Origin of the sequence: Halomonas sp. E19, assembly GCF_052439355.1 — a bacterium.
In the GTDB taxonomy this organism is placed as follows: Bacteria; Pseudomonadota; Gammaproteobacteria; order Pseudomonadales; family Halomonadaceae; genus Halomonas.
Map to the genome: position 1 here is coordinate 2,729,682 of NZ_JBNFWU010000001.1, position 24,502 is coordinate 2,754,183.

Sequence of the window (24,502 nt, forward strand, 5' to 3'; positions counted from 1 at the left end):
CCCAGCACAGCCCCGCGGACGGCTCAGCTGCGCGGCAGGGTGACGTTGAGCTCGAGCACCGAGCAGTTGTCCTCACTGTCCAGGCTGATGTTGATCGCATCATCGTCCACCTGCACGTAGCGACGGATCACCTCCAGCAGCTCCTTCTCCAGCATCGGCATGTAGTCCGGCTGGCCTCGCTGGCTACGCTGATGCGCGACGATGATCTGGAGCCGCTCCTTGGCGACCGACGCGGACTTCTTGCGCTCTCGCTTCAGGAATTCCAGCAATCTCACCGGCGACCTCCTCCGAACATGCGGCTCAGCAGGCTCTTCTTCTGAACCTCGTGGAAACGCAGCGGTACGTCCTCGCCCAGCAGGCGCGACACCGTATCGACGTAGGCCTGACCCGCATCGCTTCTTTCGTCGTGGGTGACCGGCACCCCCTGGTTCGAGGCGCGCAGCACCGCCTCGGACTCCGGGATCAGGCCGATCAGGTCGATCGCCAGGATCTCGCGGATATCCGCCAGGTTGAGCATGTCGCCGTCGTCGACACGAGCGGCGTTGTAGCGGGTGATCAGCAGATGCTCCTTGATCGGATCCTCGCCGCGCTCGGCCCGACGCGTCTTGGAGGCCAGCAGCCCCAGGATGCGATCCGAGTCGCGCACCGACGACACTTCGGGGTTGGTGACCACGATCGCTTCGTCGGCGAAGTACATCGCCAGCTGCGCACCGCGCTCGATGCCAGCAGGGGAATCGCAGATGATGAAGTCGAAATCCTTGCTCAGGGTCTCGAGGATTTTCTCCACCCCTTCGGAACTCAGCGCATCCTTGTCGCGGGTCTGGGACGCCGGCAGGATGTGCAGGTTATCGACCCGCTTGTCGCGGATCAGCGCCTGGTTGAGCCCCGCCTCGCCCTGGATCACGTTGACCAGGTCATAGACCACGCGGCGTTCGCAGCCCATGATCAGGTCGAGGTTGCGCAGGCCTACATCGAAGTCGATCACCACGGTCTTGTTGCCGCGCAGGGCCAGGCCTGTGGCGATGGCCGCTGCACTGGTCGTCTTGCCAACCCCGCCCTTGCCTGAGGTCACTACGATTATCTTGGCCAAGTTGTGCCTTCCTCTGGATAACGTTGTATGCAAAAAATCGTGCGGCATTCACCCCTGCCGACTAGTCCAAGGCCGTGATTCCCAGCTGCGCATCGCTCAGTATGACCTGTACGGAGGTGCCCAGCAGCTGCGGGTCGATGTCCTCGAGGCGCTTGTAGTTGCCCGCCACCGACAGCAGCTCGGCGCGCAGCTCGCGACAGAAGATACCCGCCCGGGTGTCGCCGTGGATGCCCGCCAGGGCACGCCCGCGCAGCGCGCCGTAGACATGGACGCTACCGGCCGCCAGCACCTCGGCACCGGCGTTGACGGCGCCGATGATCACCAGGTCGCCCTCGGGCGCCGACACCTGCTGGCCCGAGCGCACGGTACCGCGGTAGATGCGCCCGGCCCCGGCTTCGGCCTGGGGCGCCGCCGCGGCGGGCGATTCCTCGGGCATGTCGCTCGTTGGCACTTCCTCCAGGGTACGGCTGCGCGCTCCGTCGGCGGGGGAAACCAGCCCAGGCCCAGCGCCCAGGCCGACTGCTTGACCGGCTCGGCACCGCCTCGTACGGCCACCGGCAGCAGCTTGTGCGCACGACAGACGGCACAGATCCGCTCAAGTGACAGGTGAGGTTCATCCAGCTTCTCGACGCTGAGAACCACGGGGGTGTGCTGAAAAAGGCGGGGGATTGGTTGAGCTTGCCGGCGAGCTGGTCACGGATGCGCTCGGGGTCCGCGCTGGTCAGCTCCATGACCGTCATCGGCAGCATACCGCCCTTGAAGGTGAATGCCATGCTTGCCTTGTCCACTTTGAGGCTCATTGCCGGACTCCACTCGGGTGTTGTCGGGTCGTGGCATTAAGCTAAGCGACTCCCAGCACCCCTGCAACTGATGATACGGCCATAGGGCGTTGACTTGAATGGTCGCGGTTTCGCTACACCCCGCTCGGTGGGCTTTGCGATCCCACCGGCGCATGCTTAGATAAGTCACATCAATAAAGACGCCGACTCGACAGCGCACTGCTGCGAATACGGCTCATGCAGGCCTGCCTGCACCTTCTTCAGGATGCCCCATGCCAGGATTCCTTCAACGCTTCCTTGCCCCACGCTGGCAACACCGCGATGCCCAGGTACGCCTGCAGGCCGTCAGCCGGCTCGACCCGACCCATCCGGACCAGCGCCGGGCGCTCGCGGCACTGTGCCTGGACGACACTCCCAGCGTACGCCAGGCCGCACTGATGCGCTTCGACGATCCGGCGCCACTGCTGCCTTTGTTGACGCAGCAGCCGGACAACCCGGAACTCCAGCACCGCCTGGCCGCCCTGCTCACCGGCAAGGCGGGTGCGCTGGCCTTGGCCCAGCGCATCGACTGGGTGGCGCGCCTCCCGCACCGCGACCTGCTGATGACGATCGCACTCGAGGGCGACAACCAGCAGCTGCGCCTGGCGGCGCTGGCCGGCCTGCACGAAGAGTCGGACCTGATTCACCAAGCCTGCGAAAACGGCATCGCCGCGGTGCGCCACGCCGCCGCCGCCCGGGTTGCCAGCGAGGCAGGGCTGCAGGCCCTGGCCGGCCGCGCCAGGCGCGACCGCCAGGTAATGCGTCAGGCCCGCGAGCGGCTCAACCGCTTGCGCGCCGACGCCGCCTCGCTGATTGCCGCACGGGAGCGGCGAGAAGCGCTGTTGGGCAAGCTCGAGGCCCACGCCAATGCCCCTGGGAGCCTCTTTACGGCGGTCGCTACCGCCACCTGGTACGCGAGTGGGAGACGCTGAGCGACCTGCCCGAAGCCGAGCAGGAGCGGCGTTTCCACGATGCCGAACAGCGCTGCCGCAAGACGCTGTCCGACCACGAGGCGCGCGAACAGGCGCAGGCGGAAGACGCGCGCCGCCATGCCCGCGCCACCGAGGCGCGCGCCGCCCTGCTCGATGCCCTGGAAGAGAGCCTCGGCAGCCTGCCCAACGGCGATCAGTTGACCGGCCAGGACATCGCCAGCCTGCGCGCGCAGAAGCTGCTGCTGGCCAACCGCTGGCAGGCGCTCTCCGACCTTCATGTGGCCGACGAGACGCTGCGCCAGCGCTACGACACGGTGCTGGCCGACTACGACCGCATTCTCGCCGCCTGGGAGCGCTTCAGCGCACAGATCGATGAGCTCGAGCAGGCCCTAGAGGCCCGCGATCATGAACGCCTGGCAGCCGGTATCGAGGCCTGCCGCTGGCCCGACAACCTGCCCCCGCGCCGCTTCTCGCCCGTTGCCGGCGCGCCTTGGGTGAAGCCAGCGCCCCGGCCACCAGCGAGCCGGCCGACCTGGCGTCGCTACTGGAGCGTCTGGTCATCGATATTGCCCGGCTCGAGCAGTTGCTTGAGCGCGGCGCGTTCAAGAGCGCCAGCCGGCTCTACCAGAGCCTGCGTCACCGTGCCGAGCGCCTGCCCGAGGCACAGCTTGTCCCTCACCAGGCCACCCTCAAACGGCTTGGCGCCAGGCTTGCCGAACTACGCGACTGGCGCGGCTTCGTTGCCGGTCCCAAGCGCGAGCAGCTGGCGCTAGCCATGGAGGAGCTGGCCGCCAACGCCGAACTGACGGAGGCCGAGCTTGACCGCTGGCACCGCCAGCTGGTGCGCGACTGGAAGGCGCTGGGCGATGCCGCGGCAACCCGCGAGCTGTCGGAGCGCTTTCGCAGCGGCTCCGACCAGGTTCACGAGCGCCTCGCCTCCTGGCGCGAACGCCAGGTCACCGAGCGGCAGCACAACCTCGAGGCCCGAACTGCGCTTTGCGAGCAGCTCGAAGCCCTGCTCGACAGCCCCGCCGCGGACGCCGACCCCGATGCACTGCGCCGGATCCGCGACCACGCCCGTGAGGAGTGGCGCCGCCACTCGCCCGTGCCTCGCGAACAGGCCCAGGCTATCGGCCGACGCTTCGGCCGCATCCGCTATGCCCTGCAGGCGCTGATCGACCAGCGGGCCAAGGCGGTTGCCGATGCCAAGCAGGCGCTGATCGACCAGGCTCGCGCCCTGCTGGAGTCAGCCCTGGCACCGGAGCAGCAGGCCGAGCGCGCCAAAGCCCTGCAGCAGCAGTGGCGCGAGCATGGCCGCGCTCCGCGGGGCGAGGAGCAGGCACTATGGCGTGAATTCCGTAATGTATGCGACCAGATCTTTGCCGTGCGCGAAGCGCAGCGCGACGACCGCAACCAGCGCGCACGGAAGCGGCTGGATGACATGCAGGCACTGATCGACCAGTTGGACGCCTGGCAGCCCGTGCGTCATGCCGATGCGCAGGTACTCGAAAGGGCCGTCGACCAGGCCGCCAGCCTGGAACCGCTGCCCTCGGGCCGCCGCACGGAAGGCATGCGGCGACGCTGGAGCGGCATCGTACGCAGCCGCCGCGAACGGCTGGCCCGCCTTGCCGTGGTAGAGGAGGTGCAGCGCTGGCAAGCCTGTCGCCCGCTGCTCAATGCCCACCTGGAGGCCGACGCCAGGCTGTATGCCACCGGAGAGGGCGAAAACGTCGTCCCCGAACCGCAGTGGACGCTGCCGGCGGACATTCACCGCGCCCATGAGCAGCGCAACGCCGCACGCCGCCATCCGCCCTCGGCCGATGAAGTTGAAGAACAATTGGCTAGGCTACGCGTGCACCTGGCCGTACTGGCCATGGGCCCGGTCAGTCAACAGGACGAGCCCCTGCGCCTGGCCATTCAGGTCGAGCGGCTCAACGAAGGGCTGGGGCAGGAAATGAGCCGCGCTGAAGAGGTGCGAAGCGTACTGTGCAAACTGCTGGCCATTGGCCCGGTGTCAGCCGAGCAGTGGCAGCGGGAAGTTGGTGAACTTGACACGCTGATGGCGCGGCTGGCCCACCTGCCGCCTCCCTAGGCCTGGTATAGCCAAGGCAGCATGCATGAGGGATAAACCAAAACGGGAGGCCAGGCCTCCCGTCTCGTGTTCAGGGCACTGTCACCCCATGAACTGGCCGCCGTTGATATCAATGTTGGCCCCGGTGATGAAGCCTGCCTCCTTGTCGGCCAGGAACACCACCAGCCGCGCCACCTCTTCGGGGGTGCCGTAGCGCTTGACCGGGATGGTCTCGCGAATCGCTTCGCGCACGTTTTCCGGAATCTTCATGATCATGTCGGTGGCGATATAGCCCGGCGACACGGTGTTGACGGTGATGCCCTTGGTGGCCGTCTCCTGGGCCAGCGCCATGGTCAGCCCGTGCATGCCCGCCTTGGCCGCAGAGTAGTTGACCTGGCCAAACTGGCCCTTGCGACCGTTGATGGAGGAAATATTGATGATTCGCCCGTAGCGCTGCTCAAGCATGCCGTCGATGACGCTACGGCAAGTGTTGAACACCGTGTTGAGGTTGGTATCGATGACCTCGTTCCACTGATCCGGGGTCATCTTCTTCATGGTGCCGTCACGCGTGATGCCGGCGCAGTTGACCAGCACGCTGATCGGGCCGTGCGCCGCCTCGATCTCCTTGACGCCCTTCTCACACGCCTCGTAGCTGGTGAGGTCGACTCCCGAGAGGGAAATAGTGTTGAACCCTTCCGCCTGCTGGGACTCCAGCCAGGTCTTGGCTTTCTCCGGATTGTGATAGCCAGCCACCACATGGTAGCCCGCAGAAGCCAGCGCACGGCAAATTGCCGACCCAATGCCACCGGTTCCGCCAGTAACCCATGCTACGGGTGCTTGTTGAGTCATTGTCCACCTCCCTGATTCGACACTTTTTTAGTACTTGCCGCTTGACCTGAGCTAAGGCCAGGCCGCAACAGAATGCTGCTTGCCGAGGAACCCTTCAACCCATCCTTTATCATAATGGACTTCCGTAGCGTCAGCGCATGCCGACAGCGCCTTGACATCGCCGCGCTAAACTGTAGAATAAGGCCACGTTGATGCGGGGTGGAGCAGTCTGGTAGCTCGTCGGGCTCATAACCCGAAGGTCGTCGGTTCAAATCCGGCCCCCGCTACCAAGTTTTTAAGAACCGAGGCAAATGCCTCGGTTTTTTGTTGTGCCTGCGTTTAATCTTCTCATGCTCGTGCCCTGCGTCCGACCCTTTCGCGCAGGCCGCATCATAGTGAAGCCGGCACGTAGGCGGAACTCCCCGTGGAAACAAATCACCCTTAGCTCGACGTTATCATGCTTCACCGATCAGGAGAACGGCTGAGGCGGCGAACCAGGCCATGCCGCCAGCCGATCAGCGGCCTGGCTCTTCCAGCTCCCTGGCCAACAGCGCCAGGCTACGGTCGTCACCGCTGGTGCCACGACAGAAGGCCTCGTCGTAGAGCCGCCTGACCAGGTCGCGCTGGCGTAACGCCCCTTGCCGCAGCTGCCCCAGCCACAGGCTGAGCTGCCCCGACACCTGCCGGCCATCGTGGGCTACAAGCTTTTCCGCCGCACCGTCAGTCATCGCCGCCACCCCGGTGAGACGCGCCACGGCCAGCGCGCCCGACTGCACGTGAACCAGCTCGAGCCACTCGTCAACGAAGCGGGTCTGGTTGGCAAACTCACCCCGGCCAGGCTCGCCCAGCACACTAAGCCTGGGTGCCAGCTCAGGCTCGCCGCCTTCCGGTGCCTCGCCCGCCACGGCCTCCTCGACCACCAGCGCCCCATCGCCGACCTTGAGCCACAGCAGGCGGGCCTGACCTACGACCACTACCAGCAGCGTGCAGCGCAGGTCACGCACGGTGCGGTGGTGCTCGGCGGCCAGATCCTCCAGCACTCCCTTGGCATGCTTGACCAGCAGCAGCGCGAAATGCCGCAGCTCATCGTCAGCAGGCGACGGCACAGCATCGAGCAGCGGCGCCAGCTGGCTCTCCAGGGTCGCCAGCAGGCGTCGCGTGGCGGTTACCGCCGCTTTGGCACCCAGATCGGAGGCGGGGGAACTGCCGGCGCCGTCGGCCACCACCAAGGCCGGGCGGGGCTGAACGACGGCGTCGGCGGCATCCTGGCAGGGAGCGGCGGATTCCGCTCGAGATGCGCCAGGCCCGGCACGGCCACCGCCAGGCGCGTCCACGCCGCGGCGGTGGCATTCGGCCAACACGGTAATTCAGCGTCCATTCGCCACCTGTCCCCGATTGAGCGTGCCGGGGGTTGCCAGACGAGCGGCAACCAGCCCTTGCACCATGGCATCCTGGTAGTCGCTCAGCGCCTCATGCCATTGGGCCAGCGTCGCCCGGCGACCGGGCGTATCGGCGCCCTCGGTGAAGGTGGTGGTGAACATCTCGCGCAGGCTTTCGGGCAGGTCGCTCCACAGCTCGTACCATACACCCTGCGGCACGTCGCGCTGGCCGCGCCCATAGGCGAAGCGGCCGCGTCGCAGGTTGCGCACCGGATCGTCGCCGCCCACGATGTCGTAGGGATGACGCCCCAGCATCAGGCACTTGAACAGCACGATGGCCAGCGAGAAGGCCTCGCTGCCCGGGGTCCGGACGATCTTGCGGAAAGCCACGCCCTGATGCTCCTTGGGCGTCATGTCGGGACTGCCGACCGGGCAGGGGTAGAAGGTGCCGCCCACGCGCAGCTGGTAGCTGTCGCAATCGATCAGCGTCACCTGCTGGGTGCCCGGTACACAGAAAATATTGTTGAGATTGTAGTCGCCGATGCAGACACCAGCCCGATGCAGCTGCTGAATGATCTCGATGAGGCGCAGCAGATAACCCACGACCTGGCGGCGATCCAGCCCCGGGAAGTAGCGCTGGTAAAGCAGCGCGTGGGCCAGGTAGCTCATCTTGACGCCCTGGGCGCGATACATGGCAAAGCCGATCCAGCGCCGGCGCTCGTCGAAGACCCGAATCAGCGGCCAGCACACGTCCTTGGTCATCTGGGTATCGCGCAATACGCGCATCGCCTCGACCTTGCGATGCAGCTCGCTGCCGTGCTTCTTGAGCACGTCGGGGTAGTACCACTTGACGATCACATCAGGGCGATCGAGCAAGGCATAGATCTCGCCTTCGCCGCCTCGCTCCAGCCGCTTGCCCAGGCGGCGCATCTTGCCCAGCGAATCGGTCACCATCCGTCCCTGCACGGTCGTCTCTCTTCGTTGGGCTCGCGCGGCGAGCCGGGTCCTTCATTGGCCATCCTGCCGCCCCTTCCGCGCCGGGCCATGGGGTCAGATGCTGTCCCAGCTATCGGTGGGCGGCAGCTTGACCTGGTCGGTGGTCGACGAGGAGGCCGACACCCGGCTCATGCTGGCAGAGAGCCAGAGGAAAAACTCCCGGAACTTGAGGCCCTCGAGCCGCTTGGCCGGGCGGGTGGAAAAGGCGCCGAGCGCCTCGAGATCCGCCTCTTCGACCCCCACCGGCATCACCACCAGCTTGCGCTGCTGGGCCAGGGTTCGCGCCCGTGCGGAAACCCCTGCCACTCGTCGGTCGGCACGCCGTCGCTGATCACCACGAGCCAGGGCTGATAATAGGCCACGCCCGCCTTGCGATAGGCGGCAGTGCGCTCTTCGAGCCGATCCAGCGCCAGCTCCATGGCCGCGCCCAGCGGGTCAGCCCGGAAGCGACGAACTGGCGGCACTGCGAGATATGCATGGCAGTGGTGAAGGGCAGCTGCTCGGTAACCTTGCCGCCCGCGGTGATGACCCCCAGCTCCACCGAGCAGGCAGCCATTTCGTCCTCCTTGATCGCCGCGATAAAGGCTTGCACACCGGCATTGAGCTCCTGGATCGGCTGGCCAAACATCGACGCGGAGGTATCCAGCACCAGCATGCAGGCGCAGCGGGGCGAAGGATTATCGATCAGGTCGCTGGTGGGATTGAGCCGGTATGTCGCCATCGAGGTATCCTCATGTTCTGACGAACAGGAGACTACCACAGCGCACCCGACGATGCTGCGCTCGCCGGGACCGAAGCGCGCTCGCACGCCCCTTGATTCCTGGCGCCGGGGCCCGCATCTTGCGAAGACATCTCTCTTGGAAAAGGTTTGCTCATGGCCATCGTCGACCCTCGCAGCGGCGCCCCACTGTCGGCGCCCCCGGCATCCCCGGACGCCTCCTTTCTTCGCAGCAAGCGGCACCGGGCGATGACCAGCTGATCATCGACGTCGACCGCAACAACATCCAGCAGCTGCTGGAGTTTTCCATGCAGGTGCCCGTGCTGCTCGACTGCTGGGCGCCTTGGTGCCAGCCCTGCAAGGTGCTGATGCCGATCCTGGAGAAGCTGACCCGTGAATACCGCGGCGCCTTCATCCTGGCCAAGCTCAACATCGAGGACAACCAGGAAATCGCTGCCCAGCTCGGCGTACGCTCGGTGCCGGACGTCAAGCTGATCAGCCAAGGCGGCCTGGTCGACCATTTCCAGGGCGCACTGCCCGAAAAGGAGCTGCGCGAATGGCTGGGGCGCTACTTCCCCGCGCCCGAGGGCGCCTCGGCCAGCCCCGAGGAGCAGGCCGCCGAGGCCTTGGCCCAGGGCGACGCCGCCACCGCCCGCGCCCTCTATGAGGAATTGGTGCAGCAGAATCCCGAGCACTATCCCTACCAGGTGGAGCTGGCTCGGGCGCTGGTCGCCGAAGAACGCAGCCCTGAGGCGCTGGCGCTGCTCGACAACCTGCCCCCGAGGAGCGGGATGCCGCCGCGGCTCGCGGCGTACGTGCCAGCATCGAGTTTCGCAAGGAGGCGCCCAGCGACGAGGACCTGGCCACCCTGGCCGGCCGCGACGACAGCGAGGCCCAGTTCAAGCGCGCCCTGCGCCAGGTCGCCGATGGCGACTACGAAACCGGGCTGGAGGGCCTGCTGGCCCTGATGCGCAAGGATCGCGCCTATGGCGACGACGCCGCGCGCCTGACGCTGCTGCGCGTCTTCGACGCCCTGGGAGCCGACCATCCGCTCACCGTCACCTATCGTCGCAAGCTATTCACGTTGCTCTACTGATACGTTCCCATCGAGCTCTGCCGGGCGGCCCGCGGCCGCCCTCCTCCTGCCTCAGCCCTTCAGCACGCCATCCAGGCGCCTCAGCGCCTCGTCGAGCTGGGCTGCCGTGGTGCCGAAGTTGAGCCGCACGAAGCCCGGCCGGCCGAAGTCGGCACCATCGGAGAGCGCCACCTTCGCCGCCTCGAGCAGCGCCTGCTGGGGCGAACCCGAGGCATGGGCGAGCCCCTCGGCCCGCCGCAGGTCGAGCCAGGCCAGGTAGGTCGCCTGCGGAGCGCTCATGGCCACTCCCGGCCAGCCGGCCACATGCTCGACAAGACGCTGGCGATGCCCTCGCAGCACGTCGAGCAATGCCTGTCGCCACGGGTCGCCATGGGCATAGGCGGCCTCGGCCGCGACCAGTCCCAGTACGTTGACGTCGGGCAGCAGCCCGCGCGCCGCCGCGGCGAAGCGCGCACGCAGCGCGGCATCCGGGATCACCGCACAGGCGGCGGTGAGGCCGGCAAGGTTGAAGGTCTTGGACGGCGCCCACAGGGTGATGATGCGCGCCGCCAGGGCCGGGAACGCCGCCGCCAGCGGCCGGTGCACCGCATCCTCGTCGAGCAGCAGGTCGCAGTGCAGCTCGTCGGAGACCACCAGCAGGTCGTGGCGCTCCACCAGCGCCGCCAGGCCGGCCAGCTCCTCCTGGCTCCAGGCCCTGCCGGTGGGATTGTGCGGCTGGCACCACAGCAGGAGGCGCGTCTCGGGGGTGATGGCCGCTTCCAGCGCCTCGAGGTCGAGCCGCCACGGCTCCCCAGGGGCGGTGGGCTCGGCCAGCGGGGCCTGCTGGGCCAGGCGTCCGGTGCGTTCGGCCACCTTCAGGAACGGCGGGTAGATGGGCGTGACGGTCAACACGCCCTCCCCAGGCTCGGTCAGGGCCAGGCTGGCCAGGTGCAGGGCCGGCACCACGCCGGGCAGCCACAGCTGCCACTCGGGCTCGATCGCCCAGCCATACTCGCGCCGGCTCCATTCGCCCATCACCCGGGCCAGGCTGGCGGGCACCGTGCCGTAGCCGAAGACCGCATGATCGACCCGCTTATGCAGCGCCACGACAACCTCCGGCGGCGAGCGAAAGTCCATGTCGGCCACCCACAGCGGCAGCGTGTCGTCACCGTAGCGGTGCCATTTCTGGGAGGACCAGCCGCCCTCAGGGTGGCGGCGCTCCACAAGCGTGGCAAAATCGAACTCCATGTTCTCGTCCTCGGGGAAAGCGATATGAGCGAAACCATGCCGCAAAGCGGATTCTATGCCAAGGTGCGCCGGGGCATGCCGGCCCTGATCGACCAGTGGCGCCAACTGGGCCAGGGCGGCCCGACGCAGCTGGCGCTCATCCTGGCCGAGACCGCACGCGTCGCGCACCTGGGCGAACCCGAGGCCACCCCCGACGGCGCCATGCTCGAGGCGTGGAGCCACCCCGAGGCGGGAGACGCCATTCCGCTGTGGGCGGCGCGTACCGCCACCTTCCTGCTGGCGCAGATGCCGGCACGGCCGCTGCCGAAAAGCGACGACGAGGCCTGCGCCTGGGCCTATTGCTGGCTGCGCAACCGCACGTTCGCCAGCGTCGACGAGGCGCGCGCCGCCCTGCCGAGCCACTTGCAGGAGATCCTGGCACACGCGGTGGGTGCCGCCTGGGCCGACCGCCAGGGGTTGCGCCTCGTCTAACCGCTTCACCCCCTCACAAGGAAATTCCCTCTTGGACGTTCCCCTGAGCTGGCAGCTGGCCAAACTGGCAGTATCGATCGGCATCGTGCTGGGCCTGTCGGTCGTCGCCGAGCGTGTCAGCACCCGGGTGGCCGGGCTGCTGGCGGGCTATCCGCTGGGCACCGCCATCGCGCTGTTCTTCATCGGCCTGGAGATTTCGCCGGGCTTTGCCGCCGACAGCGCCGTGTTCAGCCTGGCCGGGTTCACCGCCACCATGGCCCTGGGCGGCGGCTACCTGCTGTGCGGCCGACGCGACGGCCTGGGCGGCGTACTGGCCGGCACGGCAGGCGGCCTGCTTGCCTGGTGGCTGACGAGCCTCGCCCTGACCCGCTTCGACTTCACCCGGCTGAGCGGCACGCTGGTAACGCTGGCGGCGATCCTGCTGTTCACTTGGCTTTATCGCCACCTGCCGGACGTGCGCACCGGTGCCCGCACGGGCGGCGCTCGCTGGCCGGCACTGGCGCTGCGCGCCGCGCTTGCCACCGCGATCGTGTTCATCGTCACCGGACTCGCCCACGTGCTGCCCACCTCCTGGGCCGGCATGCTGGCGGCCTTTCCGATTTCGATGTACCCGCTGCTGGTGATTCTGCATCTCACCCACGGCGCGGCGCCCACCGCCACGGTGATCAAGCATTACCCCGCCGGGCTTGGTGCGCTGCTCTGCTATGCGCTCTGCGTCTCGCTCACCTATGCCACGCTCGGCCTGCTGTGGGGCACGCTGGCCGGGTTCGGCGTGGCGACGCTGTGGTTGCTGGGCTGGATGCGGCTGCGGGCCTGGCAGGGAGCGAGGAAGGCGGCGGCAGGCACTTGACCTAGCGTTTGCTCGGGGCAATGCTGTTGCTCCGACAACAAGACTCACCCTGACGAGGACGCCCAATGTTCGTGCGCACGATCGAACCTGCCTTCTACGACACCGATGCCCTTGGCCACGTCAACAATACTCGCCTGCCGGCCTGGTTCGAGCTGGCGCGCAACGAGCTGTTCCGGCTGTTCACGCCTGACCTCGATCCGCACAAGTGGCGCCTGATCATGGCGCGCATGGAGATCGACTACCGCGCCGAGCTGCACTACGGCAGCGACATCGAGATTCGTACCTACCTGTCTCGCCTGGGCAACAGCTCCTTCACGGTGACCCAGGAGGCTTGGCAGAAAGGCAAGCTGACCAACCTGGGCCACACGGTCCTGGTGCACTTCGACCACGCCACCAAGCGGGCCGTGCCCATCAAAGGCGAGCTGCGCGAGGCGCTCGAGGCTCATCTACAGCCGCTGGAGGAGCCCACCGACGCATGACTCCTGCGGTCAAGGCGCTGGAGCGCGACGGCACCGAGTTCGCCCTGCTCAGCTACGAGCACGACCCGCGCGAGCCGGCCTACGGCGAAGAGGCGGCGCGCGCCCTGGGGCTCGACCCGCGAACCGTGTTCAAGACGCTGGTCGTGTGCCTCGATGAGACACGGCTGGCGGTGGGTATCGTGCCGGTGAGCGGGCAGCTCGACCTCAAGGCCCTGGCCAAGGCGGCTGGCACCCGGCGAGCGCGCCTGGCCGGTGCTGCCGAGGCCGAACGTGCCACCGGCTATGTGCTTGGCGGCATCAGCCCGCTGGGCCAGAAGAAACGGCTGCCGACCTTTCTCGACGCCAGCGCCGAGCGCCTCGAGCGGATGCACGTCAGCGGTGGGCGGCGCGGCCTGGAGATTGCACTCGCCCCCGCCGACCTGATTCGCCTGTGCCCTGCGCGCCTGGCACCGCTGCTGCGCGGCTGATACAGGCTGAGCCGATCTTCGCCGCCCGCGGTCCAAGCCTCATGACCCTACAGGCAGAAGGGCCACTCACGCTTGCAGGAGACAGACATGGCCATCCGCTACAACCTCTGGCTCGATCCAGACAACGTCGCCCAGCACCGAGCCGTGGAAGCCGACCTGGAGCGCTACTTCATGGAGCGCTTCGCCGACTTCCCCCATATCCGCTTGTTCGGGGCCGACCCGTACGATTATGATGCCCCGTTCAATCGCCTCTACGACGTGCTGATGGCACGGGCCAACGAGTACTGCGAACGCCAGTGGCGGGGCTACGTGCCGACGCCCGAGCAACTCAACCGGACCTTCTTTCGCGCCGTGGGCCGCTCCAACAAGTTCGTACGGGACCCCCACGATGGTAATCCAGACCGACCAGGCACCTGACGCTCGCCAGCTCGCCATCATCACCGCACAGCTGGGACGCGCCCCGCGGGGTATCGAAGCCGTGGCCGCCGTCGACGGCGAAGGCACTCCCCTGGTGCTGCGCATGGCCCCGATCGTCGATGGCAAGCCGTTTCCCACGCTCTATTGGCTGTGCAGCGAACACCTTAAGATCGAGATCTCGCGCATCGAGGCCCAGGGCGTCATCAAGCGGCTCGAGGCCAGGCTGCAGCAAGACGCCGATTTTCTCGCCGCCTACCACGCCAGCCACCGCGACTACGTGGCTACGCGCTGGCGCTGCATGAGCGCCTCACAGCACCGGGACATCGAGCGGCTCGGCTACGAGGACGTGCTGCGTGAGCGTGGCATCGGCGGCATTGCCAACTGGGACCAGGTACGCTGCCTGCATACCCAGTACGCTCACCATCTATGCGGCCACAACGTGATCGGCCAATGGCTCGATGCCGAATTCCAGGTGGCCGACTGCCTGCCCTGATGGCTCGCTGCCGACGGCACTGCCAAGCAGCTGCCAAACACCCCTGACCCACCCCGACCTCTCCCCTGACGAAAAAGGAGTCCCCCATGTATGTCGATACCCACGTGATCGCAAGTCTGGTGCTGATTGCCAGCATGCTGGGCATCACCGGCACCGGCCTGGTACTGCTGCAGCGCGTCATGCGTCGCGACGCCTCTCGCCAGCGCTGAGCCTGGCTCGCCGGGCGCAACGCGCCCGGCACCCTCCCCGCCTTTCGGCTCCACCGGCTTCGGGCTAGGATAGTGGCCCCTTGAGGAGGAACCGCATGGCAAGATTCTGTGTTTACCTGGGCTCTCGCGATGGCCGCGACGAGGCCTATCGGCACGCAACCCGCGCCCTGGGGCGCGAGCTGGCCCGGCGCGGTCATGGCCTGGTCTATGGTGGCGCCCGGATCGGGCTGATGGGAGAGCTGGCCAACGCCGTACTCGCCGAAGGCGGCGAGGTCATCGGGGTTATGCCCGATCATCTGGTCGAGCGTGAGCAGGCCCATGAAGGGCTACCGACCCTCATTCGTGTCAACAACATGCATGAGCGCAAGGCCAGCATGGCAGCGCATGCCGATGCCTTCATCACGCTACCCGGCGGCATCGGCACCCTGGAGGAGCTGTTCGAGTCCTGGACCTGGCAATACCTGGGGCTGCACGACAAGCCCATCGGCGTGCTCGACACCGCCGGCTTCTATGCGCCGCTGCTGCGCTTTCTCGATAGCGTAGTGGAACAAGGCTTCCTCAATCCCCAGACGCGCGATTGCCTGGTCGACGCCAGCGATCCGGCAGCGCTTCTCGATGCGCTGGAGGCACGCCTGGCCGCCAGGCAGCCCTAGCCAAGGCGGAGTCGTCGAGGCATACCGCCGGCGCCTTCCTCAGCCGCCGGCATCCAGCGTGCGGGCGTAGACCAGTTGCAGCAGGCGTGCGTCCTCGGCGGCGCGATGGCGGCGTATCCCCAGCTCTTCGACCAGGGCTTCGCGAGTGGCGTGCCACAGGCTGAGCTGGCGCTCGCTGAGCAGCACGCGCAGCGCCTCGAGACGGAACGTGGGCAGCATGCCGGCATGGTAGAACAGCAGCGAAAGCCAGGTATTGTCATAGCCCCAGCTGTCGCTGTAGGCGATGCCCGCCTGGCCCAGCTCGTCGTTGAGCCAGCGTGCCACCTGCTCCACGGGCAGCCCCTCCCGCGCCAGGCGGGCGCGTGAAATGCCGTGCAGCAGTTCGGCCTTGGGGTCCCAGTGCGTCCACTCCGCCAACGGCTGGATGAGGAAGGCGCAGCAACTGCCGTCGGCCCGGGCCAGGCCGACCTCGATGGGGTAGCTACCGCGCCCGAATCCAGACGCTTCGATGTCCAGCAGTGTCGGCAGCGTCACGCGGCAGAGGGTCCTTGGCATTGGCCGCCCGGTAAGGGCCGCCATGGGGTGGTCATCTAGTGTCGGGTCTTGGCGGCGCGGCTGTCCAGCCCCTCGGTGCCAGGTTCGAGGCGCTCGAGCGCGACGGCACGGTCGGCGATGGCCTGCCAGTGCTCGGCATGGATGGCATCGACGGCAAGGCCCAGCTCTCCGTGGCGATAGGCCTTGGCCAGCCGTTCCGCCGCCAGCGGATGCCCCGCCTCGCCGGCCCGGGCATACCAGGTGACGGCACGCTCTTCGCGGCGCGGATACTGTGCACAACCATGCTCATGGATCAAGCCGGCCTGGTACTGTGCCTTCAGGTCACCGGCCTGGGCGGCTTCCAGCACGTAGCGGGCACCCTTGGCCTTGTCCTGCGGCGTGGTTCCCCGGTGAAACAGCATATGCCCGTACAGGGACAGCGCCGCCGGATGCCCCGCATCGGCACAGCGCTGAAAGAGGTGCAGGGTCAAACGCTGGGTGCGCGGCGAGCGAGGCAGCCAGCGCGTATGAAACAACTGTTCTGCAAGACGGTACTCAAGCCGGGTGAACAGTGATGATGTCTGCGTCATGGCAAACCATCCTGTGTTCGTATCAGTGCTGCGCATGCGGCGACCCACTGCCCTGTGGCTGCCTGCATGACGAATCGAAAGCCGCCACCCGGACTCCGCCGGGCATTTGAGGGTCGCCAGCATACGCCTGCCCCAGCAGCGACTCAACCCCCTCATTTGCTGCGTCGACGACCCTCGGCTAGCATGGCAATCGGGAATTGCTGAGCAGACAGGAGCCACGATGCAAACGCGACCGCTGGGCAACACGGGGATCGATGTCAGTCGCCTGTGCCTTGGCACCATGACCTTCGGCGAACAGAACAGCGAGAAGGAGGCGCATGAGCAGCTGGATCGCGCCGTGGCCTACGGCATCAACTTCATCGACACCGCCGAAATGTACCCGGTGCCGCCACGCGCCGAGACCCAGGGGCGCACCGAGGCCTATCTTGGCAGCTGGCTCAAGCGACGCGACAGCCGCGACGACGTCATCATTGCCACCAAGGTCACCGGTCCCGGCCTCGAGCATATTCGCGGCGGTACGCGCCTGAGCCGGGAACAGATCCACCAGGCGGTCGACGACAGCCTTCGGCGGCTGCAAACCGACTATATCGATCTCTACCAGCTGCACTGGCCCCAGCGCACCACCAACTACTTCGGCCGGCTCGGCTTCGAGTTCGATGACGAGGAAGATGCTATCGACCTGGAAGAGACCCTACAGGTGCTCAAGAGGCTGGTTGAGGCCGGCAAGGTACGCGCCATTGGCCTCTCCAACGAGACGCCCTGGGGCGTGATGAAAGCACTGCAGCTGGCTGAGCGCCTGGACCTGCCGCGGGTCGCGTCGGTGCAGAATCCCTACAACCTGCTCAACCGCACCTTCGAGGTCGGCCTGGCCGAGATCGCCCATCGTGAAAACGTCGGCCTGCTGGCCTATTCGCCGCTGGCCTTCGGCGTGCTGTCGGGCAAGTACCTGGGCGGGGCCCGCCCGGAAAAGGCGCGCCTGACGCTATTCGAGCGCTTCAAGCGCTATACCTCGCCGCTGGCCGAACAGGCGGCCCAGGCCTATGTCGACATTGCCCGCGACCATGACCTGGACCCTGCCCAGATGGCGCTGGCCTTCGTCACCTCGCGGCCCTTCCTGACCAGCAACATCATCGGTGCCACCACCATGGAACAGCTCGAGGACAACCTCTCCAGCGAGTCGCTCAAGCTCGACCAGAGTGTGCTCGATGCCATCGAGGACGTGCACCGGCGCTGGCCGAACCCTTCGCCCTAGGCCCGGCATCAAGGTGCCAACGGGGCTATCACTGCGATAGCCCCGCCGCTCTCCTGCGGTTGGTATACTCGCGACCTACCGACTCGCCTCTCTTCAGGTACAGGAGCGCCCCATGCTAAGCGTGATCTCGCCCGCCAAGACGCTGGACTTTGAGACTCCGTCCACCACCACCGTCCACACCCAGCCTGACTTCCTTGAGCGGAGCCGAGACCTGATCGAGATTCTCAAGGGCTACACACCTCCGCAGCTCAGCGAGCTGATGAGCATCAGCGACAAGCTGGCCGGCCTCAATGCCGCCCGTTTCGCCGAGTGGTGTCCGCCGTTCACGCTGGACAACGCCAAGCCGGCCGCTCAGGCATTTCAGGGTGACGTCTATGTCGGCCTCGAGGCCTCCACCTTCAACGACGGCGACAATGCCTTTGCCCAGCGGCACCTGCGCATCCTCTCCGGGCTCTATGGCCTGCTACGCCCGCTGGACCTGATCCAACCCTACCGCCTGGAGATGGGCACCCGGCTACCCAACCCCGCCGGAAAGGATCTCTACGCGTTCTGGAAAGGCACCTTGACGGACGCGCTCGACGAGGCGATCAAACACAGCGGCTCACTGGTGCTGGTCAACCTGGCCTCCAACGAATACTTCAAGGCGGTCGATGCCAAGCGACTCCAGGCGCGGATCGTCACGCCGGTATTCAAGGATGAGAAGCGCGGGCAATACAAGGTCATCAGCTTCCATGCCAAGAAGGCACGGGGGCTGATGGCCGCTTGGATGATCCGTGAACGGCTCGACGATCCGGCACGGCTCAAGGAGTTTGATGTTGCGGGCTATCGCTTCAATGCCGCGATGTCGGAAGGCGACACCCTGGTCTTCACGCGACAGGAAGACCAGGGCTGAGCACGACAGCCTCGTTCAGAAGAAGCGCAGCGGGCGCGCCGAGCGTGGCTTGAGGTTACGCCGATGCACCTGCTTGAACTGGGCGTCGTCACAGCGTTCCAGCCACTCATAGGCCACCATGTCGGCGCTCACCACCGTCGCGCCGGCCTGCATGATCCGCTGGCGCGCCAGCGCGGCCTCCTCGGCGCGCCGGCTGGCCGTCGCTTCGGCCAGCCAGAACACCTGGTAGCCAGCCTCGAGCAGTCCGAGACCGGTCTGCAGTACGCAGATATGGGCTTCCGTACCGCCCAATACGATCTGGGTACGTCCGCTGGCGGCCAGCGCGCCGGCGAAATCGGCCTCGGCATGGGCATTGAAGTGCAGCTTCTGCCACAGGCAGTGATGGGGCAGCGCCTCCAATAGCCTTGGTTCGCTGCCTCCCAGGCCCGCCGGATACTGCTCGGTAATCCAGACGGGGACATCAAGGGCTTCCGCCACGCCACCAAGCCACGCCGCCTCGGTGACCGCCTGGTCGCCGCCTTCGATGACAGGCAACAGGCCCGCCTGCAGGTCAATCAGCAACAACAGACTCTTTTTACTGTCTAAACGCATACCCTACCCCTATTTATTATCGTCACTTCTTACAGCATAGCCGCTAGAATGTGGTTTCAAAATTCAAACCCCTTCCCTTGGAGAGTTCATTGATGCGTCAACTTCTCGTCATGCTTGTGGTCGGCGTGCTGGGCTTCGCCCTGGCGGTCGATCATGCCGAGGCCCGCCGCATGGGCGGCGGCGGCAATGTGGGCAACTATTCCCGCTCCGTCGACCGCCCCGCAGCCGCTCCCAACCAGGCGGCTCCGGCGCGCCAGGCCCAGCCCAACCAGGCGACAGGCTCGCGCATGCCTGGCATGCTGGGTGGCCTGTTGGCAGGTGGCCTGCTGGCCGCACTCTTTTGGCGGGGCCTTCGACGAACTGCGCCTGATGGATATCCTGCTCGTCGCCGGGATTGCCTTTTTGCTGTTCCGCCTGCTGGCACGGCGCCGCACCGCCACCGCCGGTGGACCACAACCGGCACCCGTACACCAGGAGCCCATCAACCAGCCCCAGGCCTTCCAGTCGGCACCTGGTGCAGCTGTCGGTGGCAGCGCCTTCGGCAGTCTCCCCGCCTGGTTCGACCGCGAGCGCTTCCTGGCCGGCGCCAAGGAGCACTTCATGACCCTGCAGCGGGCCTGGGACAGCAACGACTTCAGCAATATTCAGGAGTACGTGACCCCCGAACTCTACAACCTGCTGCGTGAAGAGCGTAAGCAGCACCCAGCCAATAACCGCACCGACGTCGTGCACCTTTTCGCCGAGCTCGGCGACGTGCGAGAGATCGGCAATCAGGCCGAAGCGACGGTAATTTTCCACGGTGTGCTTGATGAAAACGGCGAACAGTCCGAATTCAACGAGACCTGGCACCTGATCCGCGACATGCGTGAGGGCGCCCCCGGTACCTGCAGGGTATTGAGCAAAACACGCCGTCTTGAGTTTTCCCTTCACTTCCTAGCCGGGCCTTGCGCCCGGCTTTCTTACCGCATGCATTTACGCTTGCCGTCTTCCCTCTATCCCTTTACGTCAGCGAAGCACCATCAGCCCGGGCATCACTCCCCTCCGCGTCATCCTCGATCTCCTCGCTCACTTCCTTGATGTTCTTTCGCAGCTCTTTCATCGCGTTATCAATATTTCGCTCGGTCTTTTCCCCTGGCCCGGCATTGTCACATCCACTGGCCGCCGATACCGCTAATACCAACAGCAAGATGGCACCATAGCGACCCAAACATGGCATGAATCACACCTCTTCGCATGGCACTTGTACATGAACCGACACCCTATGCCTGGCACTGGCTGTCTGCCACGTCATTTTGGTAATCCTTGGTAAGTGTTGTTCATGCTCTTGACCGGCAGAGCGATGACTCCTGGTTACACGAGAGGTCAAGTAAGCAGCTTGCCTCCCGCCAGCGCATCTCCGCGAAAGCGGGTAAGTTGCCCTGATACGGTGTACAGCACGCGGGGTGGCCATGTCGGGCGCCCACCATGCATTGGGTGGGTACGTAAGCGCTGGCCAAGGACCTCCACGAAGGCGGAAGCACGGCACACAGGCGGCATAGCGACTCTATCAGCGGCCCTAAACGACGACACCCAGCCTCGCGGAGGCTGGGTGGCTGAAAAGGGGCCTGATGATGGTCAGGGCGGCGCGCTCCGCTACTCGACTCGTCTCATCCTGAGACTCGCCCTAGGGGCCTGCTACCGCAGTTTCCGCCTGTTCCCGACAGGCGGGATCCGTGGGAGGCCCCCAAACGACGAAACCCCGACCAGTTGGCCGGGGTTTCTGAAAAGATGCCTGACGATGACCTACTCTCACATGGGGAGACCCCACACTACCATCGGCGCTGAGCGGTTTCACTGCTGAGTTCGGCATGGGATCAGGTGGTTCCCACTCGCTATGGTCGTCAGGCGAAAACGGTTGGAATCATGCTGACGCGATCGTCTCGTCGTATCCGTCAATGTGCGCGATGCGCAGACCCCTTGGGGTTATATGGTCAAGCCTCACGGGCCATTAGTATCGGTTAGCTCAACGCCTTGCAGCGCTTCCACACCCGACCTATCAACCAGCTGGTCTCGCTGGGCCCTTCAGGAGGCTCAAGGCCTCGGGGAGATCTCATCTTGAAGGGGCTTCCCGCTTAGATGCTTTCAGCGGTTATCCCGTCCGCACGTAGCTACCCGGCAATGCCACTGGCGTGACAACCGGAACACCAGAGGTGCGTCCACTCCGGTCCTCTCGTACTAGGAGCAGCTCTTCTCAAATCTCCAACGCCCACGGCAGATAGGGACCGAACTGTCTCACGACGTTCTAAACCCAGCTCGCGTACCACTTTAAATGGCGAACAGCCATACCCTTGGGACCGACTTCAGCCCCAGGATGTGATGAGCCGACATCGAGGTGCCAAACACCGCCGTCGATGTGAACTCTTGGGCGGTATCAGCCTGTTATCCCCGGAGTACCTTTTATCCGTTGAGCGATGGCCCTTCCATACAGAACCACCGGATCACTAGAACCTACTTTCGTATCTGCTCGACGTGTCTGTCTCGCAGTTAAGCACCCTTATGCTCTTGCACTCAACGCACGATTTCCGACCGTGCTGAGGGTACCTTCGTGCTCCTCCGTTACGCTTTGGGAGGAGACCGCCCCAGTCAAACTACCCACCACACACTGTCCTCGATCCGGATCACGGACCTGAGTTAGAACGCCAATGATGCCAGGCTGGTATTTCAAGGTTAGCTCCACCCGAACTGGCGTCCGGGTTTCCTAGCCTCCCAGCTATCCTACACAAGCAACATCAGCGTCCAGTGTGAAGCTATAGTAAAGGTTCACGGGGTCTTTCCGTCTAGCCGCGGGTACACAGCATCTTCACTGCGATTTCAATTTCACTGAGTCTCGGGTGGAGACAGCGTGGCCATCATTACGCCATTCGTGCAGGTCGGAACTTACCCGACAAGGAATTTCGCTACCTTAGGACCGTTATAGTTACGGCCGCCGTTTACCGGGGCTTCGATCAAGAGCTTCGCCCGAGGGCTAACACCATCACTTAACCTTCCGGCACCGGGCAGGCGTCACACCCTATACGTCCGCTTGCGCGTTTGCAGAGTGCTGTGTTTTTAATAAACAGTTGCAGCCACCTGGTATCTTCGACCGCTTCGTGCTCCGGCCGCGAGGGCCTTCACACTAGTGCGGCGTGCCTTCTCCCGAAGTTACGGCACCATTTTGCCTAGTTCCTTCACCCGAGTTCTCTCAAGCGCCTTGGTATTCTCTACCTGACCACCTGTGTCGGTTTGGGGTACGGTCCCATAGAGTCTGAAGCTTAGAGGCTTTTCCTGGAAGCGTGGCATCGATGACTTCGGCACCGTAGTGCCTTCGTCTCACCTCTCGGCCTTGGGATCCCGGATTTGCCTAAGATCCCAGCCTACTGGCTTTCACCAGGACAACCAACGCCTGGCCCACCTAGCCTTCTTCGTCCCCCCATCGCAACTCTATGAGGTACGGGAATATTAACCCGTTTCCCATCGACTACGCCTTTCGGCCTCGCCTTAGGGGCCGACTCACTCTGCTCCGATTAGCGTCGAACAGAAACCCTTGGTCTTCCGGCGGGGGAGTTTTTCACTCCCCTTGTCGTTACTCATGTCAGCATTCGCACTCGTGATACCTCCAGCAGACTTCTCAATCCACCTTCATCGGCTTACACGACGCTCCTCTACCGCTCATCCAGAGGATGAACCCGTAGCTTCGGTACCTGGTTTAGCCCCGTTACATCTTCCGCGCAGGCCGACTCGACTAGTGAGCTATTACGCTTTCTTTAAAGGATGGCTGCTTCTAAGCCAACCTCCTAGCTGTCTGAGCCTTCCCACATCGTTTCCCACTTAACCAGGATTTCGGGACCTTAGCTGACGGTCTGGGTTGTTTCCCTTTTCACGACGGACGTTAGCACCCGCCGTGTGTCTCCCACGCTGCACTCACCGGTATTCGGAGTTTGCCTCGGGTTGGTAAGTCGGGATGACCCCTAGCCGAAACAGTGCTCTACCCCCGGCGGTGATACGTGAGGCGCTACCTAAATAGCTTTCGAGGAGAACCAGCTATCTCCGAGCTTGATTAGCCTTTCACTCCGATCCACAAGTCATCCAAATCTTTTTCAACAGATCCTGGTTCGGTCCTCCAGTTGATGTTACTCAACCTTCAACCTGCTCATGGATAGATCGCCCGGTTTCGGGTCTATTTCCAGCGACTGGTCGCCCAGTTAAGACTCGGTTTCCCTACGCCTCCCCTATACGGTTAAGCTCGCCACTGAAAATAAGTCGCTGACCCATTATACAAAAGGTACGCGGTCACATGACTAGCATGCTCCCACTGCTTGTACGCATACGGTTTCAGGATCTATTTCACTCCCCTCTCCGGGGTTCTTTTCGCCTTTCCCTCACGGTACTGGTTCACTATCGGTCAGCCAGGAGTATTTAGCCTTGGAGGATGGTCCCCCCATATTCAGTCAAGGTTTCACGTGCCCCGACCTACTCGATTTCACGACACTCAGATTTCGGCTACGGGACTATCACCCGCTATGGTCAGGCTTCCCAGCCTGTTCGCCTATCAGTTGTGCCGCTTAAGGGCTAGTCCCCGTTCGCTCGCCGCTACTAGGGGAATCTCGGTTGATTTCTTTTCCTCGGGGTACTTAGATGTTTCAGTTCCCCCGGTTCGCCTCCCAACACCTATGGATTCAGTGTGGGATACCCAGCTTGTGCTGGGTGGGTTTCCCCATTCGGAAATGCCCGGGTCACAGGTTGTTTGCCACCTCACCGAGCCTTATCGCAGGCTACCGCGTCCTTCATCGCCTCTGGCTGCCAAGGCATCCACCGTATGCGCTTAATCGCTTGACCATATAACCCGAAGGGGTCTGGTCTGCGATCACGTACGACATTGCCGGATACGCTTGAGACGTATCTTCGTTTCCTTTCCTGTCGGAAAGGAACTGTCAGCATGATTCACATTGTTAAAGAGCAGACTGTCAATCGACAGTCATAAACCGCTCATCGCGTGCTGCGAGGATGGCTTATGACTGCGGATCCGATCAGGTAAGACTGTGGATACGATGGAGCGTAATGGTGGAGCCAAGCGGGATCGAACCGCTGACCTCCTGCGTGCAAGGCAGGCGCTCTCCCAGCTGAGCTATGGCCCCGAAAGCAATTTGTGTGAGATAAGGCGCTTCGATGCGACGCATAGCCTGCTATGCGAGGTTCAAAGCAACGCCGTATCACGCAAATTTGGTGGGTCTGGGCAGATTTGAAACAAACCCGGCGACCTCACCCTTCTCTTTACAGAACTTCCGGGGGTGCGCTCTCACCAACTGAGCGACAGACCCGGCCGAAGCTCGAGAATGGTGGGTCTGGGCAGATTTGAACTGCCGACCTCACCCTTATCAGGGGTGCGCTCTAACCAACTGAGCTACAGACCCGGCTAACCACTGGGTCGGCG

At 64.6% G+C, this 24,502-nt stretch carries 24 protein-coding genes, 4 tRNA genes, 2 rRNA genes and 3 pseudogenes; 15 read left to right on the forward strand and 18 right to left on the reverse strand.

Going from position 1 to position 24,502, the window contains the following annotated elements; genetic code table 11:
- Positions 1-23: 23 nt before the first annotated feature.
- The 3 genes and pseudogenes from minE to minC form a co-directional block, all read right to left on the reverse strand.
- Positions 24-275 carry a cell division topological specificity factor MinE gene (gene minE / locus ACUDAL_RS14250; RefSeq protein WP_444678574.1) on the reverse strand — a complete coding sequence of 84 codons (252 nt, stop codon included), beginning with the start codon at positions 273-275 and terminating at the stop codon, positions 24-26.
- Positions 272-1,090 carry a septum site-determining protein MinD gene (gene minD, locus ACUDAL_RS14255; protein ID WP_444678575.1) on the reverse strand — a complete coding sequence of 273 codons (819 nt, stop codon included), beginning with the start codon at positions 1,088-1,090 and terminating at the stop codon, positions 272-274. Before minD ends, minE begins: the two co-directional genes overlap by 4 nt.
- A 61-nt stretch (positions 1,091-1,151) precedes the next feature.
- Positions 1,152-1,890: pseudogene (gene minC / locus ACUDAL_RS14260) on the reverse strand (septum site-determining protein MinC).
- A 251-nt stretch (positions 1,891-2,141) separates the two neighbouring features.
- Here minC and ACUDAL_RS14265 point away from each other — a divergent pair.
- Both ACUDAL_RS14265 and ACUDAL_RS14270 read left to right on the forward strand, forming a co-directional pair.
- Positions 2,142-2,840, forward strand: coding sequence for a hypothetical protein (locus tag ACUDAL_RS14265; RefSeq protein ID WP_444678576.1), 699 nt, complete (start codon positions 2,142-2,144; stop codon positions 2,838-2,840).
- A gap of 490 nt (positions 2,841-3,330) precedes the next feature.
- Complete coding sequence (locus tag ACUDAL_RS14270) at positions 3,331-4,932, forward strand: DUF349 domain-containing protein (protein ID WP_444678577.1); 1,602 nt, start codon at positions 3,331-3,333, stop codon at positions 4,930-4,932.
- Positions 4,933-5,013: 81 nt separating this feature from the next.
- Here the strand turns inward: ACUDAL_RS14270 and phbB are convergent, their stop codons facing one another.
- The gene (gene phbB / locus ACUDAL_RS14275) at positions 5,014-5,760 is read right to left on the reverse strand and encodes an acetoacetyl-CoA reductase (RefSeq protein ID WP_444678578.1); all 747 of its coding nucleotides are present in this window, start codon (positions 5,758-5,760) and stop codon (positions 5,014-5,016) included.
- A gap of 192 nt (positions 5,761-5,952) precedes the next feature.
- On the opposite strand from phbB, the gene ACUDAL_RS14280 reads away from it, so the two are divergent.
- Positions 5,953-6,029 (forward strand) — tRNA-Met (locus tag ACUDAL_RS14280).
- Positions 6,030-6,254: 225 nt separating this feature from the next.
- On the opposite strand, the gene ACUDAL_RS14285 is transcribed toward ACUDAL_RS14280, so the two are convergent.
- From ACUDAL_RS14285 to ACUDAL_RS14300, 4 genes are all read right to left on the reverse strand, one after another.
- Positions 6,255-7,100, reverse strand: coding sequence for a protein phosphatase 2C domain-containing protein (locus ACUDAL_RS14285; protein ID WP_444678579.1), 846 nt, complete (start codon positions 7,098-7,100; stop codon positions 6,255-6,257).
- A 6-nt stretch (positions 7,101-7,106) separates the two neighbouring features.
- Positions 7,107-8,072 (reverse strand): kinase, encoded by a 966-nt coding sequence (locus tag ACUDAL_RS14290; RefSeq protein WP_444678580.1) that lies wholly within the window; start codon positions 8,070-8,072, stop codon positions 7,107-7,109.
- Positions 8,073-8,168: 96 nt separating this feature from the next.
- Entirely contained in the window at positions 8,169-8,420 is a 252-nt protein-coding gene (locus tag ACUDAL_RS14295) for a hypothetical protein (protein WP_444678581.1), read from the reverse strand.
- A gap of 25 nt (positions 8,421-8,445) precedes the next feature.
- Positions 8,446-8,835 (reverse strand): vWA domain-containing protein, encoded by a 390-nt coding sequence (locus ACUDAL_RS14300; protein ID WP_444678582.1) that lies wholly within the window; start codon positions 8,833-8,835, stop codon positions 8,446-8,448.
- Between the two features lie 153 nt (positions 8,836-8,988).
- Here ACUDAL_RS14300 and ACUDAL_RS14305 point away from each other — a divergent pair.
- Positions 8,989-9,928: pseudogene (locus ACUDAL_RS14305) on the forward strand (tetratricopeptide repeat protein).
- A 51-nt stretch (positions 9,929-9,979) separates the two neighbouring features.
- On the opposite strand, the gene ACUDAL_RS14310 reads toward ACUDAL_RS14305, so the two are convergent.
- On the reverse strand, positions 9,980-11,155 hold the full coding sequence (locus ACUDAL_RS14310; protein ID WP_444678583.1) for a MalY/PatB family protein: 1,176 nt from the start codon (positions 11,153-11,155) through the stop codon (positions 9,980-9,982).
- A gap of 36 nt (positions 11,156-11,191) precedes the next feature.
- Here ACUDAL_RS14310 and ACUDAL_RS14315 point away from each other — a divergent pair, with 36 nt between their 5' ends.
- The 8 genes from ACUDAL_RS14315 to ACUDAL_RS14350 all read left to right on the forward strand — a co-directional run bounded on the left by ACUDAL_RS14315 (position 11,192) and on the right by ACUDAL_RS14350 (position 15,194).
- Entirely contained in the window at positions 11,192-11,626 is a 435-nt protein-coding gene (locus ACUDAL_RS14315; RefSeq protein ID WP_444678584.1) for a hypothetical protein, read from the forward strand.
- A 31-nt stretch (positions 11,627-11,657) separates the two neighbouring features.
- Positions 11,658-12,476 (forward strand): hypothetical protein, encoded by an 819-nt coding sequence (locus ACUDAL_RS14320; protein ID WP_444678585.1) that lies wholly within the window; start codon positions 11,658-11,660, stop codon positions 12,474-12,476.
- Positions 12,477-12,541: 65 nt separating this feature from the next.
- On the forward strand, positions 12,542-12,955 hold the full coding sequence (locus tag ACUDAL_RS14325) for an acyl-CoA thioesterase (protein WP_444678586.1): 414 nt from the start codon (positions 12,542-12,544) through the stop codon (positions 12,953-12,955).
- Entirely contained in the window at positions 12,952-13,422 is a 471-nt protein-coding gene (gene ybaK, locus ACUDAL_RS14330; RefSeq protein ID WP_444678587.1) for a Cys-tRNA(Pro) deacylase, read from the forward strand. The genes ACUDAL_RS14325 and ybaK overlap by 4 nt, the downstream gene beginning before the upstream one ends.
- Before the next feature lie 87 nt (positions 13,423-13,509).
- Positions 13,510-13,839, forward strand: a complete 330-nt coding sequence (locus ACUDAL_RS14335) for a hypothetical protein (RefSeq protein ID WP_444678588.1) — start codon at positions 13,510-13,512, stop codon at positions 13,837-13,839.
- On the forward strand, positions 13,811-14,332 hold the full coding sequence (locus tag ACUDAL_RS14340) for a DUF501 domain-containing protein (protein WP_444678589.1): 522 nt from the start codon (positions 13,811-13,813) through the stop codon (positions 14,330-14,332). Before ACUDAL_RS14335 ends, ACUDAL_RS14340 begins: the two co-directional genes overlap by 29 nt.
- A gap of 86 nt (positions 14,333-14,418) precedes the next feature.
- Positions 14,419-14,541 carry a hypothetical protein gene (locus tag ACUDAL_RS14345; RefSeq protein WP_444678590.1) on the forward strand — a complete coding sequence of 41 codons (123 nt, stop codon included), beginning with the start codon at positions 14,419-14,421 and terminating at the stop codon, positions 14,539-14,541.
- A 95-nt stretch (positions 14,542-14,636) separates the two neighbouring features.
- A complete protein-coding gene (locus tag ACUDAL_RS14350; protein ID WP_444678591.1) occupies positions 14,637-15,194 on the forward strand; it encodes an LOG family protein in 558 nt (185 codons plus the stop codon).
- Between the two features lie 39 nt (positions 15,195-15,233).
- Here the strand turns inward: ACUDAL_RS14350 and ACUDAL_RS14355 are convergent, their stop codons facing one another.
- Both ACUDAL_RS14355 and ACUDAL_RS14360 read right to left on the reverse strand, forming a co-directional pair.
- Complete coding sequence (locus ACUDAL_RS14355; protein ID WP_444678592.1) at positions 15,234-15,728, reverse strand: 3'-5' exonuclease; 495 nt, start codon at positions 15,726-15,728, stop codon at positions 15,234-15,236.
- A 56-nt stretch (positions 15,729-15,784) separates the two neighbouring features.
- Positions 15,785-16,318 carry a tetratricopeptide repeat protein gene (locus ACUDAL_RS14360; RefSeq protein WP_444678593.1) on the reverse strand — a complete coding sequence of 178 codons (534 nt, stop codon included), beginning with the start codon at positions 16,316-16,318 and terminating at the stop codon, positions 15,785-15,787.
- A gap of 220 nt (positions 16,319-16,538) precedes the next feature.
- Here ACUDAL_RS14360 and ACUDAL_RS14365 point away from each other — a divergent pair, with 220 nt between their 5' ends.
- Both ACUDAL_RS14365 and yaaA read left to right on the forward strand, forming a co-directional pair.
- Positions 16,539-17,570 carry an NADP(H)-dependent aldo-keto reductase gene (locus ACUDAL_RS14365; RefSeq protein ID WP_444678594.1) on the forward strand — a complete coding sequence of 344 codons (1,032 nt, stop codon included), beginning with the start codon at positions 16,539-16,541 and terminating at the stop codon, positions 17,568-17,570.
- 112 nt (positions 17,571-17,682) lie between these two features.
- Positions 17,683-18,462, forward strand: coding sequence for a peroxide stress protein YaaA (gene yaaA, locus ACUDAL_RS14370; RefSeq protein ID WP_444678595.1), 780 nt, complete (start codon positions 17,683-17,685; stop codon positions 18,460-18,462).
- Between the two features lie 15 nt (positions 18,463-18,477).
- On the opposite strand, the gene ACUDAL_RS14375 is transcribed toward yaaA, so the two are convergent.
- The gene (locus ACUDAL_RS14375; protein ID WP_444678596.1) at positions 18,478-19,053 is read right to left on the reverse strand and encodes an isochorismatase family protein; all 576 of its coding nucleotides are present in this window, start codon (positions 19,051-19,053) and stop codon (positions 18,478-18,480) included.
- Between the two features lie 92 nt (positions 19,054-19,145).
- On the opposite strand from ACUDAL_RS14375, the pseudogene ACUDAL_RS14380 reads away from it, so the two are divergent.
- Positions 19,146-19,970 (forward strand): annotated as a pseudogene (locus ACUDAL_RS14380) (Tim44 domain-containing protein).
- Positions 19,971-20,053: 83 nt separating this feature from the next.
- On the opposite strand, the gene ACUDAL_RS14385 reads toward ACUDAL_RS14380, so the two are convergent.
- The 6 genes from ACUDAL_RS14385 to ACUDAL_RS14410 form a co-directional block, all read right to left on the reverse strand.
- Entirely contained in the window at positions 20,054-20,239 is a 186-nt protein-coding gene (locus tag ACUDAL_RS14385) for a hypothetical protein (protein ID WP_444678597.1), read from the reverse strand.
- Positions 20,240-20,822: 583 nt separating this feature from the next.
- Positions 20,823-20,938, reverse strand: a 5S ribosomal RNA gene (rrf, locus tag ACUDAL_RS14390).
- Between the two features lie 81 nt (positions 20,939-21,019).
- A 23S ribosomal RNA gene (locus tag ACUDAL_RS14395) occupies positions 21,020-23,907 on the reverse strand.
- A gap of 223 nt (positions 23,908-24,130) precedes the next feature.
- Positions 24,131-24,206: transfer RNA gene (locus tag ACUDAL_RS14400), tRNA-Ala, on the reverse strand.
- 86 nt (positions 24,207-24,292) lie between these two features.
- Positions 24,293-24,389: transfer RNA gene (locus tag ACUDAL_RS14405), tRNA-OTHER, on the reverse strand.
- A gap of 16 nt (positions 24,390-24,405) precedes the next feature.
- Positions 24,406-24,482, reverse strand: a tRNA-Ile gene (locus ACUDAL_RS14410).
- Between the last annotated feature and the right edge of the window lie 20 nt (positions 24,483-24,502).